This window comes from Arthrobacter sp. NtRootA1 (genome assembly GCF_019976975.1).
In the GTDB taxonomy this organism is placed as follows: Bacteria; Actinomycetota; Actinomycetes; order Actinomycetales; family Micrococcaceae; genus Arthrobacter; species Arthrobacter aromaticivorans.
The window spans coordinates 1,318,157-1,338,460 of record NZ_AP024630.1; the positions used below are offsets into that span (position 1 = coordinate 1,318,157).

Consider the following 20,304-nt stretch of genomic DNA (forward strand, 5'->3'; position numbering starts at 1 on the left):
GCGGTGCTCGTCGACGCATTGCTGGTGAGCCGCGAGGGTTCCCCGCCTGCCTCGACCAAGGACGTCAAGGCAAGCGAGGTACGGGTGATATGAATTACGCGGACACCGAAGTCATTGACACCATGTGCTTTGGCTCAAGAGCCGGGAAGTACCGCTCGCGTTCTTGGACCGTGGGCCCGTCGTAGCCGACGCGCTTGCTGTGGGTCCAACCGAACCGACGGACGGAGTCGACGAGTTGCTCGGCGTGTTTGAGCGGGGCCACAGTCGCGTCGATCACGGGGACGCCAATTTCCTCTTGGACCGTTCGGAAGAAGCCGAATTCGGCCGTGCAGCCGAGGATGACGACGTCCGCGCCGTCCTGTTCCACGGCCTTGCGGGCTTCGGTCATGATCCGCCTTTCCGTAAGCGCGGGGTCCGCCTGGAAGTCATCGACGCCCATCTCGAGCACGCGCCATGAGGCAAGACGCTCTGATGCGCCACAACGGTGGACGTTCTCGGCCATCTCAGGAATCCACTTTTTTCGACCGACGAGGATTGAGAATCGCTCGCCCAGACTCCCGGCGATGCTCAGCGCCGAGTGCGCCGGGCCTACAACCACCATGCGATCGGTGATTTCGCGTGCCGCCCGCAACGCCGGGTCGTAAAAGCACCCGATGACGGCGGCGTCGTAGCCTGCTTCTTCCGCCCAGCGCACCGTGCGCAACAGCCGTGGAAGCATAAGTGCCTCGAAAGCGTTGTATTCGACATGTGAGGGGCCCTCTCCATCAAGGGAGACGACATCAACTTCGGTGCCGGGGCGGACGATCTGGCGGAAGGACTCCGCCATCGTACGGTTGTACGCATCGGTGTAGAGCGGGTTGATCCACAGGATTCGGGTAGTCTCCGAGATGGCGTCGAGGCTGTCGGTGGGGGTAATCATTCCAATTCACTTCCTTCGGTTTCGGGCAAGAACAGGCCGAGGATGACCGTGGCAAACAAGAACATGTTGATAAACAGGATTGTCGAGGTAGCGCCCGCGGCGGAGGCCAGGAGGAACCCGACAAGACTCGGGGCGACCGTATTTGCGACGCGCTGGCCGAAAATCCCGAACCCGTAACCTGAGCCACGAAGGGCCGAGGGATAAAGCTCGCCCATCCACGTGTCCCAGACCCCCCAGGCGCCAAGGGCGAAGAAGGCCAGGGAGAACATGCCGATATACATCTCGGTCTCGGTTGAGGCTGTCCCGAAGAAGAAACCGCCGGCTGCCGCGGCGAGGACGTAGATCGTGAAGATCCATTTGCGGCCGAATCGTCCGGTCAGGTAGGAGGCCGTCATGTATCCGGGGATCATGAGGACCGCGCTCAGGGCGATGAAGGAAAAGCTTGATGAGGCGCTCAGTCCTCGCCCTTCAAGCAATGTTGGCATCCACGATTGAAGTCCCCAGTAGCCCCAAGAGAAGGTGAAGTTGATGAGGACTTGAATGACCGTAATCCGGCCCATCTTCCGCTTGAAGAGGCTCCAGATGGACTGTTTCTTGCCATCCGACACGGTGAAAATGGTGCCACGGGAGATGCCCCGTGCTCCCAGAAGGTCCAGGACGTCGTGAGCGTCTTCGTTCCGGCCCCTCCTGGCGAGCCAGTACGGGGATTCCGGGACGACCTTGTACAGAACGATGCCCCATAGGCTGGCAAGTGCACTGACAGCAATGACCCAACGCCAGCCGTGCCCTCCGATCAGAGCGGCGGTGCCGAGGGCGGCCAGGATGCCAATCGGCCACCCTGCAGCAAGATAGACCGTGGCCTTTCCGCGGACCTTAACCGGGAGCAGTTCTTCAAAATAGGGAAAAGTCACAGTGAACACGCCGCTGAACAAAACCCCGGAGAGGAAGCGAGCCACCGAGAGGGTCTCAAAGTTCGGTGCGAAGCAACTCAGGAGCGTGAAGACACCATAACCGGCGAAGCTCCACGCACACGTGGCTTTCCGGCCGATCCGGTCAGAGATGGGCCCCCAAACCAATGACCCGGGGATCATGCCCAGGAAGAGCGCCGAGATGGCGATTCCCACCTCCGTCATACCGACCTGCAGGCTAGTAGCCAGATCACCAGCAACGTAGGTGAGCATGAGCATTTCCCAGGCTTCGATTGCGAAGGCGAAGAAGAGGACCGCGCATATCTTGACGTGGACAGACCCGAAAGGCATGTCGCGGAACGCGTGCCCGACGGCCATGGAGCGCGGTGGACTCACCGTCCCGGGCCATGGCTCTGAAATGAGTGGGTCGATATTGGACATGTCTTGACCTCCGATATTTTGGACAGGATAAGAAGTGCACGTAGCGCTTCTGTGCACGGAGAACCGTCCGGATATCAAGGAATGCACCTCGGAGCAGCTCATCCAAGCCTCCACTCGGAGAGCGCATCCAAGCATCCCGCCGAGTGATTGCACTCACACTACGAACGAGGTGTGCTCAGGAGGTGTTCACTTTGCACTTTTCCGATAGGAGCATTTGGGCGCTCAGCACTTTTATGCACTCTGCCCTTCCAACGCCAGCAGAATCGTGCAGTATGCCCACCCTCTTGGTTGGCCCGGTATATAGCGTGTTTCCACGCACAAAGTGCCATTCCAAACCATGAGGAGATACACATGCCGAACTACAGGGTGTCGATGGATATCGGCGGAACCTTTACGGACATTGTGGCGTACGACCAGGACGCCGGAACCTACGCGGCTACGAAAGCCTCCACCACACCGGGCAACCTGAGTGCCGGTGTCATTGCAGGCCTTGAGTCGATAGTTGATGAACTCTCGGACATCGAATTCCTGGTCCACGGCACCACCCAGGGCCTGAATGCGTTCCTGGAACGCCGCGGAGTTCGCGTACTACTGCTGGCCACGGCCGGCATCGAGGACACCTATCACATTGCCCGCGGCCCCCGACTTGAGCTCTACAATGCTCAGTACCGCAAGCCCGCCCCGTTGGTCGAGCGTAAGGACGTCATTGGCGTCGGTGGCAGGCTGGACAGTCAAGGCCAGGAACTCGTGCCGTTGGACGAAGCGGCAGTCCGTCAAGCAGCGCGCAGGGCAGCGGAGGAGGGCTACGGCGCCGTCGCCGTCGGGTTCCTGTTCAGCTACAAGAACCCCTCGCACGAACTCAGGGCCCGTGAAATCCTGATCGAGGAACTCGGGGAGGATTTCACAGTCTCCCTTTCGCACGAAGCAGCCAAGGAATGGCGCGAATACGAGCGGACCTCCTCCGCCGTCGTCGAGGCCTACACGGGGCCGGTGGTACGCAACTACCTTTTGGACCTGGAAGAGAAACTCGCCGACCGGGGCGTGGAAGCACCGCTGCACATCATGCAGTCCTCCGGCGGCGTCCTCACCGCCGAGTCCGCTCGTAAGCGGCCGCTGCAGACGCTGCTTTCCGGCCCGGTCGGGGGGGCCATGGGCGATGTCGAACTGGCGGGTGTCTCGGGAAACCGCAACCTCATCGGTGTGGATATGGGCGGCACTTCCTTTGACGTTTCCTTGGTAGTTGACGGCAAGCCGGACGTCTCAACGGAGGCGCACCTGGAAGGCCTGCCGATGCTCATGAGCGTTGTTAACATCCACACCGTCGGCGCCGGCGGCGGCTCCGTCGCTTGGCTCGAAGCCGGCGGCCTGCGGGTCGGACCGCGTTCCGCCGGAGCCAACCCCGGACCGGCTTGCTACGGCCGCGGCGGCACAGAACCCACCGTTACCGATGCCAACCTGGTGCTCGGCCGCGTGGACCCCGACTGGTTCGCCGGCGGACAGGTCGCCTTGGACCGTGAAGCCGCAATCACAGCCCTGAAAACAGTAGGCGACCAGCTCGGCCTGGACCCCATCGCCATGGCCGAAGGCATCTGCGACGTCGCGAACTCACAGATGGCCCAAGCGATCCGGACCATCACCATTTCCCGCGGCATCGAACCCAGGGACTTCGCCCTCGTGGCCTTTGGCGGAGCCGGACCCATGCACGCGGTCTTCCTCGCCAGGGAACTCGGCATCCCGGAAACGGTCGTTCCCCGCTTCCCCGGTGCTTTCTCCGCCTGGGGCATGTTGCAAACCAACATCCGCAAGGACTTTTCCGAACCCTACTTCTACCTCGACGAAGACATTGATGTGGCAGACATGGCCGGCATCCTCCGCTCCATGGAAGTCGAAGGCCTGTCTTCACTGGTCTCGGAAGGGGTCCCGGAGGAAAGCCGGGCCACGAAGGCGTCCGTGGACGTCCGCTATCAGTCGCAGGAGTTCTCCTTGAACGTTCCGCTGACATCAGCTGACGAACCGGAGTCACCTGACTTCGTTGCCAACCTCGCTGTCCGCTTCTCTGCGATGTACCACGAGCGCTACGGCCACTCCAACCTTGGTGCCCCGATCGAAATCGTCACCCTGCGGACGCAGGCTGTCGGGGATCTGGGACGGCTGGAAGCTCCGAGCTACGTCACCGCACAGGGCCCTGAGTTCAAGCACGAAATCCGCCAGGTGGTCTTTGACCACGTTGAGCACAGCACCACCGTAGTCCGCCGTGACGATCTCGGCGCCGGCCACACATTCGAAGGTCCCGCCATCATTGTGGAGCAGACCGCCACCACCGTCGTTCCCCCCGGGTTCAACGTCACGGTCGACGAGTTCGGCTCCCTGGTCATCCGCTCTGAAGACGTCGAAGAAAACTGAGGCACCAAAAATGACAATTGCAGCAGTCAAAACACTGGATCCCGTCACCGTGGAAATCATCCGCAACGCGCTGACCAGCGCCGCGGATGACATGAACGCCACCCTGATCCGCTCCGCTTACTCACCCATCCTCTACGAGGGCGGGGACTGCGTGGTGGCTCTCCTGGACACCGAACACCGCGTGCTCGGACAGTCCGCAGGCCTGCCGCTCTTCCTAGGCAACCTGGAAACTTGTTCCATCGCTGTGGAGGAAATGTACGGCCGCGCGGTCTGGCAGGAAGGGGACATCTGGATCCTCAACGACTCATACCTGGGCGGCACGCACCTGAACGATGTGACCATTTTTGCGCCGATCTTCGACGATGGAGAGGTTGTCGGATTCGCGGCGACCCGTGCGCACTGGATGGACATGGGGTCTAAAGATGTCGGAGGCTCGATGGACTCGACCGACATTTTCCAAGAGGGGTTCAGGATGGGGCCGGTCAAATTGGTCGAGGCAGGTGTTGAGACCTCTGTTGTGGACCTGATTCGGACCAACGTGCGATTCCCGTACCAGACCATTGGTGATATGCATGCCATGATCGCAGCCCTCCGGATGGGCACCACCCGGATGAAGGAGCTTGTGGGCCGGTACGGCATGGAGCAGCTGGATGCCGCCCGGGATGAGATCTTCCGCCAAACGGAAGAAATCGAGCGCATGACCGTACGCAACATTCAAGACGGGGTGTACGAAGCTGAGGGCTTCCTGGACAACGACGGTATCAATCTGGACACTCCAATTGAGATCAAGCTGCGGATCACCGTAGCCGGCGACACCATTGACTTCGACGTCACCGGATCGGCGGACCAGACCATGGGCCCGGTGAACTGTGGTGCCGCCCAGGCCGTCTCGGCACTGCGCGTGGGCTACAAGCTCCTCGTCAGCCCGGAGTCCAACTCCAACGGTGGTTCCTTCCGGCCAATGACCACCCAGGTGCGGTCCGGCTCAGTGCTCGGCGCCGTGACTCCAGCCCCGTGCCAGTGGTATTTCTCCCACCTTGGGCTGCTGATCGACCTCGTTTCCAAGGCCATGGCCCCCGCCATGCCCGAACGTGTCGCCAGCGCCAGCCACGGTGACTCGATGATCATCACCGCCGCCGGTTTCGACACCCGTTTCGGCCGGAACTTCGTCACTATGGAAGCCACACTTGGAGGCTGGGGTGCGTGGCAGGGAACCGATGGTGAATCCGCCATGATCAACAATGTCAACGGCTCACTCAAGGACCTGCCCATCGAGATGCTGGAGACCCGCTACCCGTTCCGGATCAACGAGTACTCCATCCGCCCCAACTCCGGCGGCCCCGGCCAGTACCGCGGCGGCAACGGCGTGGTACGCGAATACGAATTCCTGGCCGACTGCGTGGTAGGGCTCTGGTTCGAACGGTCAAAGACCCCGGCCTGGGGGCTCTTCGGCGGATCGGACGCCCAGGGCCCGGAAGTTGTGATCAACCCCGGCCGCGCTGATGAGGTTCGCACGCTGAAAGCGAACGCCCGCAAGGTCAAGGCCGGCGACGTCGTCCGCCTCGCCGTAGGAGGTGGTGGCGGCTTCGGAGACGTCTCCAAGCGCTCCCGCGAGGACATCACCTACGACATCGTCAACGGTTTCATCACCGAGGACTTCGCCAAGACGCACTACGGCTACTAAGCACCACCAGCAGCAAATAGGTTCCGATCAGGAAAGAAAGGACTCCATGAGTTCCCAGTTTGAATCCTTCGACGACGTGTACGCGAACGCCCGGAAAGTAGTCGGCGTCACTCTCTTTACCGTCTCAGTCATCGCCGACGATGGCACCAGCATGGCACGCGTGTACACCACCCATCCCGATGTTTATCCGGTAGGTGGGAAGAAGACCCTCGCCGGGGACACGAACGCGGTGTGGCTGGAGCAGGTGCTCAAGGGACAGCAGCCGTTCTTGGGGGTGGATAAGGAAGCGGTCCGTGCATTCTTCTTTGATTCGGCAATGATCGAGTCATTGGGCTGCGGGGCCATCGTCAACGTTCCGGTGGTGAGCAACGGCCAGACTATCGGTTCCATGAACTTCCTCGCCCCTGAGGGCAGCTACGACCAGAATTCGGTCGACTCAGCCGTGGACGTCGCACGGCGGTCCGTCCATCTGCTCGAAGAAGCCCTCACCACCGCCAGCTAGTTCATTCGCGGGCGGGCACCACGATTGGGGGGCCCGCCCGCGGGGGACAACAGGAAGGAAACAGACGTGACAACACCGGAAAGCTTGACAATACGGAACGCCCTAATCTTCGACGGCGAATCACCTGACCTGATTGAGGGCTCCATCAGCATCCGGGATGGCCGGATCACCGCCGTAGGGCGGGAGGTTGAAACGAGCGGTGTTGTCCATGACGCCCGGGGCCGAACCGTGATTCCAGGACTTATCGATGCGCATTTTCATGCATACGCACTCAGCCTGACTTCCGCCACGAACGAGACTGGGCCATTGAGCTATTCCGCACTTGCCGGGGCAAGGCGTCTCGCGGCGACACTGCTCCGCGGGTTCACTTCGGTACGTGACGTAGCCGGTGGTGACGTTGGCCTTGCCAGCGCCATCGAGGAAGGTCTGTGCCCTGGTCCACGCTACTTCTTCACCGGCCCGGCGCTGAGCCAGACAGGCGGCCACGGCGATATCCGGGCCGCGAACAATGGCGGATGCTTCCATGGCGGGCACATGTGCGAGGTGGTGGACGGCGCCGATAACCTGCTGCTGGCCGTGCGTCACCGATTCCGCACAGGCGCCTCCGCCATAAAGCTAATGACCTCCGGAGGGGTCGTTTCACCGGTCGATCCGATTCGGGTTCCGCAGTACAGCGCGGAGGAAATCCGCGTCGTAACAGAAGAGGCTTCCCGCCGGGGCAGCTACGCCACGGCTCACGCATATTCCCCGGAGGCCATTCGCCATTCAGTACTTAACGGGGTCCGCTGCATCGAGCACGGCAACCTGCTGGACGCTGAAACGGCGAAGCTAATGGCTGACAACGACGTTTATCTGGTCCCCACCTTGGTGACCTACGAAGCCATGGAACGCCGCGGTAAGGATGTCGGCCTTACCGAAGTGGGAGCGGCCAAGAACCGGGAAGTGCTGGAGGCGGGGAAGAATGCCGTGGCACTGGCGCGGGATGCCGGGGTCCGGATCGGGTTCGGAACAGACCTCATGGGTGACCTGGAGGATGAGCAACTGGCCGGACTCCGTCTGCAGTGCGAAGCCCTTGGCGTGTATGGCGCACTCCGGTCGGCAACGTCAACCAACGCCGCCCTGCTTCGGCGCGATGACCTTGGACGCATCACCCGCGGGTCCTGCGCGGACTTGGTGGTGCTGGACGGGAATCCCTTCCATGAACCCTCGATTCTCTGGGACGAAAGCAAGACACGTACCGTCATCAAGGACGGGCAGATCATCTCCACCGGGATCCTTCGGGGCGCGGCGGACTTGCCGTTGGACGTTCGGGTTGCCTAAGAAAGCAACAGACGGGTTGGGGCTCAAAGCCGCGTCATCAGCTCACTGGGCCGCTGACGCGGCTCTGAGCGATGATGGAAAATGTGAACAGACTTGCCAGCGCCTACAGCAGCTATCTCCTGCAGCACAAGGACAATCCGGTGGATTGGTTTCCGTTCGGGGATGAAGCTTTTGCGCTTGCTGCTGCCCGTGACGTTCCGGTCTTCCTCTCCATCGGATATGCGGCCTGTCACTGGTGCCACGTCATGGCCCACGAATCCTTCGAGGACCAGGAAACCGCCGATTACCTGAATGCCCACTTCGTGCCCGTCAAAGTGGACCGCGAGGAACGCCCGGACGTCGATTCCGTCTACATGACGGCCACGCAGGCCATCAGCGGCGAAGGTGGCTGGCCAATGTCCGTCTTCCTGACTCCCGAGGGCCTCGCGTTCCATGCAGGCACCTACTTCCCGCCCGTTCCCCTGCCTGGACGCCCCTCCTTCCGGAACGTGCTTGAGGCTGTCCACGAGGCGTGGACGGAACGCCGCGAGGCTGTTGAGCAGAACGCCAGGGGGCTCGCCGCCAACATGGCCAATGCCCAGCTGTCATCGGCGGTTCGACTTGATGGCCCGCCCGAGGTACTTGATGCCCAACTGCTTTCGGACGCAGTGGGGCTCTTGGCGCGGTCGGAAGACCCCGACGCCGGTGGGTTTGGCACCGCCCCGAAGTTCCCGCCGTCGGCGGTTCTTGAGTTCCTGATCCGTCACGCCGCGGCGAGGTCGGAGACTGCGGAGGATGCGCGGGACATGGCTGGACGGGCGCTGGTCGGGATGGCCAGTTCCGCTTTGTGCGACCAGCTCGACGGCGGCTTCGCGCGGTATTCGGTCACAGCGGATTGGTCAGTGCCGCACTTCGAGAAAATGCTCTACGACAATGCCCAGCTCCTGCGTATCTACGCCCACTGGGTGCGGCTCGGGGGCAATGAGGTGTTCTCCGCCAGCGAGGCAGCGGAGACAGCATCCAGGTGCGCGGACTGGATGCTGGCCTCACTGGGGCTGCCTAGCGGTGGACTGGCTTCATCATTGGACGCCGACACCGTGGTGGACGGCGTGCACCATGAGGGTGCGGCCTACCTTTGGACTCCCGGGTCCTTGCTGGAAGTCCTCGGGCCAGATGACGCCGAGGCGGTGGCCCGGATGATGAACATCGGTGACCAGGGAACGGTTTCGGAATTGGGATCTCCGTTGCATCCCGGACGACCCCTTTCGGCTTCCGAATCCACGCTGTGGCGCCGCGTCAGGCCCACGCTCCTGGCCGTCCGCGATCTCCGGAACCAGCCTGCCCGGGACGAGAAAGTTGTGGCAGGTTGGAACGGGCTCGCGATCGCGGGGCTTGCCGAGGCCGGAGCGGTGCTGGACAGACCGGACCTCGTCGCTGCCGCACAGGACGTCGCTGAGTACCTTGAGGACGTACATTGGGATGCCGAGCAAGGGCTGCTGCTCCGGGTCTCGCACGATTCCAAGGCCCGGGGGATCGGTGGACTCCTGGAAGATTACGCATTCTGCGCTGAGGGCCTGTTCTCCCTGTATGCCGCGACGGGGAAAAGGCGTTGGTACCGCTTGGCGGAACAACTCATTCGGGCCGCGGAAGCGCGTTTTGTAGAGAACGGACACCTTGCCGATTCAGCCGGGGAGTCTGCGCAGGTCTTCAACGCCCAAGGCCAACGCGCCGCCCTTGATCCATTCGACAATGCTGCCCCCAGCGGCGCTGCCGGATTTGCCGGAGTGCTGCTGACGTATTCCGCATATTCAGGCTCACACGATCACCGACTCATGGCCGGGAACATCCTGGGGTTGCTTCCTCCACTGGCCACGCGCGCGCCCCGCGCTGCCGGTTGGCTCCTGGCCACGGCGCAAGCGGCGCTGGCCGGCCCGGTGGAGGCCGCCGTCGCTGGTCCCGACTCATCCCTGCGGCAGGAACTGCACGGCGCGCTTTTGAAGTCCGCCAGCCCCGGCCTCGTTGTCGCCTTGCAAGAGGACGACGCCGCGTCCCCGGCTGGTGAGGGTGAGGTTCCGCTGCTGATTCATCGCACTGGTGCGCCAAACGGCTCGCCACAAGTGTATTTGTGCCGGGATATGGTGTGCGAAAGGCCTGTGGGAACCGTTGCCGAGGTGCAATCGATGCTGGCGCGAATGACCCCAGGCGCTAGCTGAGCACAGCCATCATGATGGCGATGAAGTGGGCCGCGAACGCCAGGACAGTGAACGCATGGAAGAGTTCGTGGAACCCAAAGTGTTGGACGCTGAAATTTGGCTTCTTAATGGCATAGAAGACCGCGCCGGCTATGTATAGCGCGCCGCCCACGCAGATGAGGATGGCAGAAGCCGCATTCGCCGCGAAGAACTGGGGGAGGTAAAAGAGTGCCCCGCAGCCCAAGGCAATGTAGATCGGGACATATAACCAACGAGGAGCGTCTGTCCAAATCACCCTGAACAGCACCCCGGCGATGGCCGCGGACCAGATAATCCACAACAACGTGACGGCTTGGGAGCGTTCAAGAAGCGACCAAGCCAGCGGCGTATAGCTTCCGGCGATCACCAACATGATGTTCGTATGATCCAGGCGCTTGAGCACCAGCCGGGTCTTCGGGGACCAGTTTCCGCGATGGTAAACAGCGCTGACACCAAAGAGGAGGACGCCTGTTACCGCATAGATCGTGGAGGTGATTTTTCGGTCGGCTGTGGGGGCAAGCGCCACTAGGACGATTCCGGCAGCGAGGGCGAAGGGGGCGGCAACGGCGTGGATCCAACCACGCCATGCGGGCTTGATAGTGAGCAGCTCGGCCATCGTTAAAGAGTAACCTACGCTTCGGTAAGTTACTGAAAAGTAACTCTGGTTGGATGTGAATGCGACCCGGCCATGCACCTGCGAGGCACCTCGGGAAGGTAGCCTTGGATGTGCGCCGTCGTCGTAAGAGCAAGGAAGTCAGGTGAAAGTCCGGTGGAGCTGCCCGGTTTCCTCTATGGCTTCTACGAGCGCCAACTCCTTCGCTCCCTGAAGCAGGACCGCATCCCCAGGCACATCGGTGTCATGGTGGATGGCAACCGCAGGTGGGCCCGTCAGTTCAACGCGCCGACCAGCCAGGGGCACCAGGCCGGCGCCGACAAAATCCACGAGTTCCTCGGCTGGTGCCAGGAGCTTGGCGTCAAAGTAGTGACGCTGTACATGCTCTCCACGGACAACATGAACCGCTCCGGCGAAGAGCTTGACCTGCTCATGGGCATCATCGCCAACACCATGGACCGGCTGGATGAAAATGAGGACGTCTCCGTGCATGCCATGGGCGCGCCAGAGCTCCTCCCGGACTACCTCGCCGATCGCCTGAACAAGCTGACCGCCCGGACCCCTGTCCATGAAAAAATCCATGTGAACGTGGCAGTCGGCTATGGTGGGCGGCGTGAAATCGTCGATGCCGTGAAGGAACTCCTCCGCGACGCCGTCGCCAAGGGGCGGACCATGTCCGACGTCGCAGATGAACTTTCGGTGGACGACATCTCAAGGTTCCTTTATACGCGCGGCCAGCCGGATCCGGACCTGGTCATCCGCACTTCCGGTGAGCAGCGGCTCTCCGGATTCCTGATGTGGCAGAGCGCCTACAGCGAGTTCTACTTCTGCGAAGCCCTCTGGCCGGCATTCCGGAAGGTTGATTTCCTGCGCGCCCTCCGTGACTACGCTGGCCGGCAGCGTCGCTTCGGCTCCTAGAAGCGGGCCGGTTCACCGAAATTTAACGATCCGGACATGCGACTTGCCGACGAAGGATTGCGGAAATGAATGTGTCCGGGATTACGTTAATCCCATCAGCAGGCAAAACCGCCCGCTGATCGGGGAGGCCAGTAGATGGAGCGAACTATCGCACCAGTTACATGGGAGGCCACGCCCGGCCTTCCGGCCGAGCCGCTTCACCATTAGGCCGGGCGACCGCCCGGGGCTGGAGTCGATGTGGCTATTTCAGAGCAACTGCCCACAATGGTTTCTGACGGGGAAAGTGCAGCTACCTCTCGCGCCAAACGGGTTTCATCGGGGGAACGGACAGCATCGTCTGCAGTGGGCCGCAGCTATGTGATCGATACGTCCGTCTTGCTCTCAGACCCGCACGCACTGCTGCGATTCGCCGAGCACGAAGTCATCGTCCCAATCGTGGTCATCAGCGAACTGGAAGGCAAACGCCACGATCCCGAACTAGGGTATTTTGCCCGCAAAGCCTTGCGGCTACTGGATGACCTCCGAATCGAACATGGCGGACTGGACCACGCAATACCCATTGGCGCCGACGGAGGCATGCTCCGGGTAGAGATGAACCACATTTCCACGGAAGTCCTTCCCGCAGGCTTCCGGGGCGGGGACAATGACAGCCGCATCCTGGCCGTAGCGAAGAACCTGGCAAACGAGGGTCACAACGTCACCGTGGTGTCCAAGGACCTTCCCATGCGCGTCAAAGCATCCGCCATGGGATTGCACGCAGACGAATACCGCAACGAACTCGTCAAGGATTCAGGCTGGACCGGCATGGCCGAAGTGGAAGCCGGTGAAGAGGAAATCGCCACGCTTTACGGTCACGAACCCGTTTTCATCCCTGCCGCCGCTGAACTTCCCGTGAACACCGGTCTTGTCCTCCTGTCCAACCGCGGCTCGGCGCTCGGCCGCGTGGGGGCCGACAAACAGGTCCGCCTGGTCAAGGGTGACCGTGACGTCTTCGGGCTCCATGGCCGTTCGGCGGAACAACGGCTCGCCATCGACCTCCTCATGGATCCCGCAGTGGGCATTGTCTCCATCGGTGGGCGAGCCGGCACCGGCAAATCCGCGCTGGCACTCTGTGCGGGCCTCGAAGCCGTCCTGGAGCGCCGCGAACACCGCAAGGTGGTCGTCTTCCGACCCCTCTACGCTGTAGGCGGCCAGGAACTGGGATACCTCCCAGGGTCTGAATCGGAAAAGATGAACCCTTGGGCACAGGCTGTCTTCGACACACTCGGTGCATTGGTCAGCCAGGAAGTCGTGGAAGAAGTCATGGACCGCGGCATGCTCGAAGTGCTGCCGCTCACCCACATCCGAGGACGCTCACTGCACGATGCCTTCGTCATCGTGGACGAGGCACAATCCTTGGAGAAGAACGTCCTCTTGACCGTGATGAGCCGCATCGGCCAGAACTCCAAGATCGTTCTCACCCATGACGTCGCCCAGCGCGACAACCTCCGAGTCGGCCGGCACGACGGCGTGGCCGCCGTCGTCGAAACCCTCAAGGGGCATCCGCTGTTTGGCCACATCACGCTCACCAGGTCCGAGAGGTCGCCAATTGCGGCCTTGGTGACGGAGCTGCTCGAAGGGGCGTAGATCTAACGTTCGATTAGTGTGAAGGGCCGTGGTCCGGTTAGCCGGGCCACGGCCCTTCGCCGTCGCTTAGACACGGCGCAAAGGGACCCTCTCGGTCGCTGGGCGACCTCGCCGGGTCCGTTGCGTCGCGATGCGCTCCTGTGCGAAGGACCGAAGCTCGGCCAGCGGTTTAGTCGCCGTTCAGAGCCCGAGGTAGCTGGCTAGCCCTTTGTGGCCGTGGACTTTTAGGGTCCAGTTGGGGCGGTTGAAGGTTTTGGGGGTGAGGCGGACTCTTTGGACTTCTTCGACTTTCTCGCCCCAGCCGTCGCGGACGAGGCCGTTGAGTTCGTAGCCGAGACTCAGGGAGACGCCCAACGATTGCTTGTTCCAGGAGGCGGCTTCGGATTCGGCCACTTCCGCCTGCAGGTAATCGAACGCATAGCTTACGACGGCGGCACGCATCTCTTTGCCGATGCCGCGGCCTTGCGCGGACTGCTTGAGCCAGGATCCTGTGCTCACTGTCTTCAGGGTCTTGAAGTTTTTGGCGCCGAGGTCCTGGACTCCAAGGAATTCGTCGTCCTGCCATACTGCCAAGAGCAGGGTCCAGGAGTCTTTGGCGAAATTTGCCCTGCAGCGCCAGTACCACTGAGCCATGTTCGGGGCGAGCTCGTCGTCCGGGAGCTCTGCCCACGGGGTGCTGAACGGGCTCTTGCCGGGCTCGTGGACACCGGAACGGGCGGCAGCTACCGCGGCTGGGATGTCCTCATCCAGGATGGGCCGGATGGTAAGCCTCGGGGTGGTGAGGGTAAGTCCGAACGGGGGCCAGATGTCTGCCAGCGATGTCATCGCCGTAGCTTAGCCCGGCTGTCGAGGCCATGCGAGTCACAGAGCTGGTGACAGCCTATTGCGTGGTGGACCCGCTATCACGTTGTTGGCCAACCATGGAATAGCGGGTTCACAACGTTTCGTGGATGTGAAGGTCAGGCGGCGGGGCCTATGTCCCAGGAGATATGGCGCCGAACGTCGGTCAGGTTCATTGACTCGGCAAGGAAAAGATCGTCCAGCATGTATTCGTCAACGGCCAGGATCTTCAGCCAATGACCCTTGCCGGCCGTATCGCCGTCCAGGCTTTGGCTGGCGACGCAGACGCCTGTGCCGGCATCCACGCGGATCAGCGTCCGGCCCGGGTGGGCCAAGGGTTGGGCAGGATCCAAGGGCACGTAGGTTCGGCCACGGGTAACCACTGTTTCCAAGGCCATCCGTCCCTCATGATCTACTTCACGGGGCTCTTCCAAGGACACGGGGTTGGAATCCGGGAACTCCAGGGGGACGGGCGCATTGCCGGCAAGTTCCACCGGATCCAGTGCCGCAGCCAGCCGTCCGTTGCCAAAGGACGGTTCACCGTAGGCCGCCTCGGGGCGCCTTCGGACCAAGCCAGCGCCATCATAGACCGGGGTCACCAAGTGGGCAGGGAGTAACCAGGAGCGTCGCGTGGCACTGACGTAGAGGTCGTCACGGGAATCGTTGATGCCCGTGGTGCTGTGCAGCAGCTTTCCGTCAGGAGTCTCCAGCCGCAGCGCGCCGGGCCGCCTCAGCCATGCACGGACCAGATTGGCGCCAGTCCCAGGGCGTTCGAGGTATTCGAAACGGAGACTCGTCCACTTCCACGGTGAAGAGCGGCAGAGATTGCGGAATGTGGAGGACAAGTCCTGTGCCTGGCCGCCATGCCCGTTAGCTGGCGCAAAACCAGATCCGAAGTCCGGTCCGAAACCTGATCCACCTGCACTGTAGCGCGCCATATCCACAGTTTACCTACGCGTTCAACCCGGCCTCTGGACCAATTCGGGATAGCATCTGCAGGGTGATCCGACGACTCGCCGACCTCTGGGACGCCAGCCCGCTGGGCTTCTGGCTGGTGGTTCTTGCGTGCGCGTATTTCCTGGTGATGGCGGTGCGCCTGACCATTATTGATATCCGGAGCCATCTGCTGCCGAACCGGATCGTCTTTCCCTCCTACGCGGTGGGCGGGGTCCTGCTGCTGGGCGCTGCGGTTCTGGTGTTTGTTGGCGGCCCCGATGCTGGGCTGGATGCCTCGCTGTTCGGTATCCCCGGGCTCGGAGTGCTGGCCGGTGGCGGCGTGCTGTGGCTGTTCTACTTCCTGCTTCGTTTGGTCTATCCACCTGGTATGGGGTTCGGCGACGTGAAGCTGGCCGGAGTCCTTGGGTTATACCTCGGCTACCTCGGGTGGGCCCATGTCTTCGCGGGCACCTTCGCTGCTTTCTTGCTCGGCGGGTTGTGGAGCCTGGTGATCCTTGTGGCCAGGCGCGGCACGCTGGGTTCGGCTATCCCGTTCGGGCCCTTCATGCTGGCAGGAGCCTTGGTGAGCATGGTGCTTTTGCCTGCGTGATTCTTCCAAGTCGCCCCGCCCGGGACCAACTGCGGCCGAACTGCAACGCTTCCCGTATTCTGCGGGTTCACCAGGCTGCGGCATGCTTAGCCCAGATGGTTTGACGCGCTTAAGACACCTGGAGGGGGCTGCTGTGCAGAGGGGTAGTTTTTGGCCTGTGCCGGGTGTCGCCATGGCCTGCGCTTTGATGCTCTCGGGCTGCGGGCAATCGGGCAACGTTCCCGGTGCAAGCCCTGGGGCCAGCATTCAAGCGCTCATGACCCAGCAGCCGGAGCCCTTCTGCCAGGGCGGCCCGTTGGGTTGCTCCACCTTCACGTCGGTGCGCGGGAGCGATGCCACTGGAGACGTAGCGTGGCTTGGGACACAACCGCTGCGGATCAGCTCGACGCATGTCAACGGGGCGTGGACCCTACTGGTGAAGACACCGTGCAATGTGCTCAATGTGGAAGTCTCCGTCCAGGAAGATGTCTGGGCAACGCGTTCAATGGCCGCCTCGGCCATGGGCTGCCGGGAGCTTGAGGGAAGCTACGAGGCTTGGACCGTCAAGCTCTTTGAGCAGCCTGTTCAATGGAACCTCGACGACGGCATGCTCACGTTGAGCAACCCACACGCCACGATCGAATTCAAGGAAAGCTAACGCCGTGGGCGCACCCGAATTTATCCTCAAGCTACGGGAGAAGATCGGGAATGATCCGCTCTGGTTGCCGGCGGTCAGGGGAGTAGTCTTCGACGACGATGGCAGGGTGCTGCTCTGCCAAAGGGCGGACAATCACCACTGGACAGTGATCACCGGCATCCTTGAACCGGGCGAGCATCCCGCTCCCGGACTGGTCAGGGAAATCTTCGAGGAGACGGCGGTTGTGGCCGAAACTGAGCGGATCATCGGCGTCGGCGTTGTAGGTCCGGTGACCTTTCCGAATGGCGACGTTTGCGACTTCCTGGACATCACCTTCCGCTGCAGGTATGTCTCCGGCAATGCTCAGGTAAACGATGACGAATCGATCGCTGTTGGCTGGTTCGGCTTGGATGAACTGCCTGATGTGAGCGAGGGGAACCTTCAGGCCATCAGGCTCGCCACGGAGCCCGAAGGCCCCGTGGCGTACCAGGAGGAGGACTAAGGTATTTGGCGCCGGCGTTGGCCGGAGTTTCAGCCGCGAGGGTGGTCAGTCGAAAAAGTGCAAAAAGAGAGTTGGGTTTGTGTACAGCAGGCGACCGTGGGGGCCGGACCTGTACGCAAAGTCCCTGTACGAGGACGGCTTACGACGACGGCCGGCGCCTTTAGTGTGAAAGGTGCCGGCCGTCGTCGTGCTTTGGGTGTTAAGCCAGAAGTCAAGCCTTGTGGGCAGGGGAGGTCATGGTGGTGACATCCAGTGCCTTGTCCAGGTCTGCCTCGGAAACCTTGCCCTCGCCCTCGCCGACGAAGCCGAGCTTCTCGGTTGCCTGGCGGATAGTCAGGCCCTCCTTGACGGCGATCTTGGCGATCTTGGCGGCGTTCTCGTAACCGATGAACTTGTTCAGCGGGGTCACGATGGACGGGGAAGCCTCAGCCAGGAAGCGGGCGCGCTCGACGTTGGCGGTGATGCCGTCGATCATCTTGTCGGCCATCACGCGGCTGGTGTTGGCCAGCAGGCGGATGGACTCGAGCAGGTTGGCGGCCATGACGGGGATGCCGACGTTCAATTCGAAGGCGCCGTTGGTGCCGGACCATGCGATAGCGGTGTCGTTGCCGATGACCTGGGCGCACACCATGATGGAGGCTTCGCAGATAACGGGGTTGACCTTGCCCGGCATGATCGAGGAGCCCGGCTGAAGGTCCGGGATGGCGATTTCGCCGAGGCCCGTGTTGGGGCCGGAACCCATCCAGCGGAGGTCGTTGTTGATCTTCATGAAGGAGATCGCGATGTTGCGCAACTGGCTGGAGCCCTCGATGAGGCCGTCGCGGTTTGCCTGTGCTTCGAAGTGGTCGCGAGCTTCTGTCAGCGGCAGGCCGGTGTCGGCTGCGAGCAGTTCGATGACGCGCTCCGGGAAGCCGGCAGGAGTGTTGATGCCGGTGCCAACAGCGGTGCCACCAAGGGGGACCTCGGCGACGCGGGGGAGTGCTGCGTTGATGCGCTCGATACCGTAACGGACCTGGGCGGCGTAGCCACCGAACTCCTGGCCGAGCATTACCGGCGTGGCGTCCATGAGGTGGGTGCGGCCGGACTTGACGACGTCCTTGAACTCCGCGGCCTTACGGTCCAAAGATGCTGCCAGGTATTCCAGGGCCGGGATCAGGTCATTGATCAGGGCAGAGGTGGCGGCAACGTGGACGGACGTCGGGAACACATCGTTGGAGGACTGCGAAGCGTTCACGTGATCGTTGGGGTGGACCACCTTGTCGCTGCCCGCAGCTGCGAGGGCACGCGAAGCGAGCTCTGCGATGACCTCGTTGGTGTTCATGTTGGAAGAAGTGCCAGAGCCGGTCTGGAAGACGTCAATCGGGAAGTCGCCGTCGTACTTGCCGGTGGCTACCTCATCGGCAGCTGCGGCGATTGCCTCGGCGAGCTCACCATCGAGCACCCCCAGTTCGGCGTTCGCCAGTGCAGCGGCCTTCTTGACGCGTGCAAGGGCTTCGATGTGAGTGCGCTCAAGCGTCTTGCCGGAGATAGGGAAGTTCTCCACAGCACGCTGCGTCTGGGCGCGGTACAGGGCGTTCACGGGGACGCGAACTTCGCCCATCGTGTCATGTTCAATACGGAACTCAGTGGTGGAAGTCATGGGGCTAGCTTAGGGCGATTGGGGGTCGCATCGAAAACCCGGGAGGGAGTGCTACGTGCTCCGGCGCGGAGGCCGGAGCACGGTCCACTAAAGCTTGCCGATCCCGGAAACGAGGGCCGCACGGCCTTCATCGAGCTTGTAGGACAGGCCCACCACAGCCACGCGGCCGTCGTCGATGGCGTCCGAAATCACACGTGAGCTGTCGGCCAGCCTCGCTGAGGTTTGCTTGACGTGCTCCACCACCATGTCGTTGACGTCTTCCTGGTCGTTGCGCAGGGAAGTCAGGACGGACGGGGTGATGCGTTCCACGAGATCGCGGATGAAGCCAGCGGGCATCTCTCCGGTTTGCACGGCGGCCTTGGTAGCCGTGACGGCTCCGCAGCTGTCGTGGCCAAGGATGACGATCAGTGGAACACGAAGCTCAGCAATGCTGTATTCAAGGGAACCGAGGACGGCGTCGTCGATCACCTGGCCTGCGGTGCGCACCACAAAGGCGTCGCCCAACCCGAGATCGAAGATAATCTCGGCCGCGAGGCGGGAATCGGAGCAGCCAAAGATGACAGCGAAGGGGTTCTGGTTCTCGATGAGTGATGAGCGTCGGGACGCGTCCTGGTTCGGGTGCAGCGATTCGCCGGCAACAAAACGTTCGTTGCCCTCTTGGAGGCGGCGCCAGGCAAGGGCGGGAGTCAGATATGTAGGCACCTGATTACTTTACGGCCCGGAGGTGGCGGGCCGTAAAACTGTTGCGCTGCGTGTGCTTATTGCGCTGGTGTGCTTATGAGGACGGCGCTGCAGATTCGGAAGCCGCAGCGGCTTGGTCCGCGGACTTCACCACGGCGGCGCCGAGCGTGGCGAACTCTTCAAGGTTCGCCGTGCCGTTCAGGATGATCGTGGTTCCGCGGTAGTTGAGCACCATGCTGCGCTTGTCCTTGCCGGAATCGTGGAGCTCCCAATCCTGGCCACCGGCGTTGCGGGTGCCGGTTACTGGCATGTTGCCAGTCTGCTGCAGCACCCACGTGGGATTCGCCTTGGTGGTCTGGGTAAGGCCGATGAAGGCTTCCTTGGGAGTCAGGTAGCCAACCTCCCAGGTGGGCACGCCCGTGCCGGTGCCCGATTCCCAACGGGCGTAGTTCGGCTTGAATGTGTCGCCGGTTTCCGGCGTGACGGGTGTGAATCCCGCCACATCGGCAGCGTTGCGGGCTATGGAAGCAACGTCAACGGGGGGCCGAAAGCCCTCGCCCTTCGGTGCAGGGTTCATCAAGACAATGGGAAGGAATGCGAGGACACACAGCACCAGGGCAATGATCATGCCAATGACCGAGGCATTGGCGCGCTTGGCCGCTTTTGCCGGAATGACGGGTTTATAAGGGGCATCCATGGCGTCCGGGGCGCCGTTGGGGTTTGCCTCTGCAGCCTTGGGCTGGTTGCCGGCAGCGGGCTTGTCCTGCGTTTCACTCACACCTCCATAGTCCCTCATCCCGGCTGTGAACACACAACCGGGAACCTCACCGCGGGAATTGCCGGCCGTGGTCATCCAGCGACTCCAAACGCATGCGGCGACTATGATCGTTCATAGAGGGACCCCAGGTTGCCTCGTGCAACCGTGTCCGGTCCCGT

At 62.1% G+C, this 20,304-nt stretch carries 18 protein-coding genes; 10 read left to right on the plus strand and 8 right to left on the minus strand.

Annotation, left to right across the window (positions count from 1 at the left end; translation table 11 throughout):
- Positions 1-94 precede the first annotated feature (94 nt).
- On the minus strand, positions 95-919 hold the full coding sequence (locus tag LDN90_RS06210) for an aspartate/glutamate racemase family protein (protein WP_223948374.1): 825 nt from the start codon (positions 917-919) through the stop codon (positions 95-97).
- Entirely contained in the window at positions 916-2,268 is a 1,353-nt protein-coding gene (locus LDN90_RS06215; RefSeq protein ID WP_223948375.1) for an MFS transporter, read from the minus strand. The genes LDN90_RS06210 and LDN90_RS06215 overlap by 4 nt, the downstream gene beginning before the upstream one ends.
- A gap of 351 nt (positions 2,269-2,619) precedes the next feature.
- Here LDN90_RS06215 and LDN90_RS06220 point away from each other — a divergent pair, with 351 nt between their 5' ends.
- The 5 genes from LDN90_RS06220 to LDN90_RS06240 all read left to right on the plus strand — a co-directional run bounded on the left by LDN90_RS06220 (position 2,620) and on the right by LDN90_RS06240 (position 10,369).
- Positions 2,620-4,671, plus strand: coding sequence for a hydantoinase/oxoprolinase family protein (locus LDN90_RS06220; protein WP_216924921.1), 2,052 nt, complete (start codon positions 2,620-2,622; stop codon positions 4,669-4,671).
- A 10-nt stretch (positions 4,672-4,681) separates the two neighbouring features.
- Positions 4,682-6,355, plus strand: a complete 1,674-nt coding sequence (locus LDN90_RS06225; RefSeq protein WP_216924922.1) for a hydantoinase B/oxoprolinase family protein — start codon at positions 4,682-4,684, stop codon at positions 6,353-6,355.
- Between the two features lie 46 nt (positions 6,356-6,401).
- Complete coding sequence (locus tag LDN90_RS06230) at positions 6,402-6,857, plus strand: GAF domain-containing protein (protein ID WP_216924923.1); 456 nt, start codon at positions 6,402-6,404, stop codon at positions 6,855-6,857.
- A gap of 66 nt (positions 6,858-6,923) precedes the next feature.
- Complete coding sequence (locus LDN90_RS06235; RefSeq protein ID WP_223948376.1) at positions 6,924-8,177, plus strand: amidohydrolase family protein; 1,254 nt, start codon at positions 6,924-6,926, stop codon at positions 8,175-8,177.
- 83 nt (positions 8,178-8,260) lie between these two features.
- The gene (locus LDN90_RS06240; RefSeq protein ID WP_223948377.1) at positions 8,261-10,369 is read left to right on the plus strand and encodes a thioredoxin domain-containing protein; all 2,109 of its coding nucleotides are present in this window, start codon (positions 8,261-8,263) and stop codon (positions 10,367-10,369) included.
- Here the strand turns inward: LDN90_RS06240 and LDN90_RS06245 are convergent.
- Positions 10,362-11,003 carry a hemolysin III family protein gene (locus LDN90_RS06245; protein WP_223948378.1) on the minus strand — a complete coding sequence of 214 codons (642 nt, stop codon included), beginning with the start codon at positions 11,001-11,003 and terminating at the stop codon, positions 10,362-10,364. The genes LDN90_RS06240 and LDN90_RS06245 overlap by 8 nt on opposite strands.
- Positions 11,004-11,111: 108 nt before the next feature.
- Here LDN90_RS06245 and LDN90_RS06250 point away from each other — a divergent pair, with 108 nt between their 5' ends.
- On the plus strand, positions 11,112-11,918 hold the full coding sequence (locus LDN90_RS06250; RefSeq protein ID WP_223948379.1) for an isoprenyl transferase: 807 nt from the start codon (positions 11,112-11,114) through the stop codon (positions 11,916-11,918).
- Positions 11,919-12,155: 237 nt separating this feature from the next.
- Complete coding sequence (locus LDN90_RS06255) at positions 12,156-13,544, plus strand: PhoH family protein (protein WP_216924927.1); 1,389 nt, start codon at positions 12,156-12,158, stop codon at positions 13,542-13,544.
- A gap of 180 nt (positions 13,545-13,724) precedes the next feature.
- Here the strand turns inward: LDN90_RS06255 and LDN90_RS06260 are convergent, their stop codons facing one another.
- Together LDN90_RS06260 and LDN90_RS06265 are read right to left on the minus strand one after the other, a co-directional pair.
- Positions 13,725-14,369 (minus strand): GNAT family protein, encoded by a 645-nt coding sequence (locus LDN90_RS06260; protein ID WP_223948380.1) that lies wholly within the window; start codon positions 14,367-14,369, stop codon positions 13,725-13,727.
- Positions 14,370-14,503: 134 nt separating this feature from the next.
- Positions 14,504-15,229 carry a hypothetical protein gene (locus LDN90_RS06265; RefSeq protein WP_216924986.1) on the minus strand — a complete coding sequence of 242 codons (726 nt, stop codon included), beginning with the start codon at positions 15,227-15,229 and terminating at the stop codon, positions 14,504-14,506.
- A gap of 155 nt (positions 15,230-15,384) precedes the next feature.
- On the opposite strand from LDN90_RS06265, the gene LDN90_RS06270 reads away from it, so the two are divergent.
- From LDN90_RS06270 to LDN90_RS06280, 3 genes are all read left to right on the plus strand, one after another.
- On the plus strand, positions 15,385-15,930 hold the full coding sequence (locus LDN90_RS06270) for an A24 family peptidase (protein WP_223948381.1): 546 nt from the start codon (positions 15,385-15,387) through the stop codon (positions 15,928-15,930).
- Between the two features lie 256 nt (positions 15,931-16,186).
- The gene (locus tag LDN90_RS06275) at positions 16,187-16,567 is read left to right on the plus strand and encodes an META domain-containing protein (protein WP_223948382.1); all 381 of its coding nucleotides are present in this window, start codon (positions 16,187-16,189) and stop codon (positions 16,565-16,567) included.
- Between the two features lie 4 nt (positions 16,568-16,571).
- Positions 16,572-17,048 carry an NUDIX domain-containing protein gene (locus tag LDN90_RS06280; RefSeq protein WP_223948383.1) on the plus strand — a complete coding sequence of 159 codons (477 nt, stop codon included), beginning with the start codon at positions 16,572-16,574 and terminating at the stop codon, positions 17,046-17,048.
- A gap of 211 nt (positions 17,049-17,259) precedes the next feature.
- On the opposite strand, the gene LDN90_RS06285 is transcribed toward LDN90_RS06280, so the two are convergent.
- The 3 genes from LDN90_RS06285 to LDN90_RS06295 form a co-directional block, all read right to left on the minus strand.
- The gene (locus tag LDN90_RS06285; protein ID WP_223948384.1) at positions 17,260-18,687 is read right to left on the minus strand and encodes a class II fumarate hydratase; all 1,428 of its coding nucleotides are present in this window, start codon (positions 18,685-18,687) and stop codon (positions 17,260-17,262) included.
- Between the two features lie 87 nt (positions 18,688-18,774).
- A complete protein-coding gene (locus tag LDN90_RS06290; protein ID WP_223948385.1) occupies positions 18,775-19,389 on the minus strand; it encodes a carbonic anhydrase in 615 nt (204 codons plus the stop codon).
- Between the two features lie 73 nt (positions 19,390-19,462).
- Positions 19,463-20,146 carry a DUF4245 domain-containing protein gene (locus tag LDN90_RS06295; RefSeq protein WP_223948386.1) on the minus strand — a complete coding sequence of 228 codons (684 nt, stop codon included), beginning with the start codon at positions 20,144-20,146 and terminating at the stop codon, positions 19,463-19,465.
- Between the last annotated feature and the right edge of the window lie 158 nt (positions 20,147-20,304).

What these genes read in the sequence shown, in the direction of transcription:
- LDN90_RS06210 (WP_223948374.1), bottom strand. Translation starts at nt 919, where the DNA reads ATGATTACCCCCACCGACAGCCTCGACGCCATCTCGGAGACTACCCGA.
- LDN90_RS06215 (WP_223948375.1), bottom strand. Translation starts at nt 2,268, where the DNA reads ATGTCCAATATCGACCCACTCATTTCAGAGCCATGGCCCGGGACGGTG.
- LDN90_RS06220 (WP_216924921.1), top strand. Translation starts at nt 2,620, where the DNA reads ATGCCGAACTACAGGGTGTCGATGGATATCGGCGGAACCTTTACGGAC.
- LDN90_RS06225 (WP_216924922.1), top strand. Translation starts at nt 4,682, where the DNA reads ATGACAATTGCAGCAGTCAAAACACTGGATCCCGTCACCGTGGAAATC.
- LDN90_RS06230 (WP_216924923.1), top strand. Translation starts at nt 6,402, where the DNA reads ATGAGTTCCCAGTTTGAATCCTTCGACGACGTGTACGCGAACGCCCGG.
- LDN90_RS06245 (WP_223948378.1), bottom strand. Translation starts at nt 11,003, where the DNA reads ATGGCCGAGCTGCTCACTATCAAGCCCGCATGGCGTGGTTGGATCCAC.
- LDN90_RS06250 (WP_223948379.1), top strand. Translation starts at nt 11,112, where the DNA reads ATGTGCGCCGTCGTCGTAAGAGCAAGGAAGTCAGGTGAAAGTCCGGTG.
- LDN90_RS06260 (WP_223948380.1), bottom strand. Translation starts at nt 14,369, where the DNA reads ATGACATCGCTGGCAGACATCTGGCCCCCGTTCGGACTTACCCTCACC.
- LDN90_RS06275 (WP_223948382.1), top strand. Translation starts at nt 16,187, where the DNA reads ATGACCCAGCAGCCGGAGCCCTTCTGCCAGGGCGGCCCGTTGGGTTGC.
- LDN90_RS06285 (WP_223948384.1), bottom strand. Translation starts at nt 18,687, where the DNA reads ATGACTTCCACCACTGAGTTCCGTATTGAACATGACACGATGGGCGAA.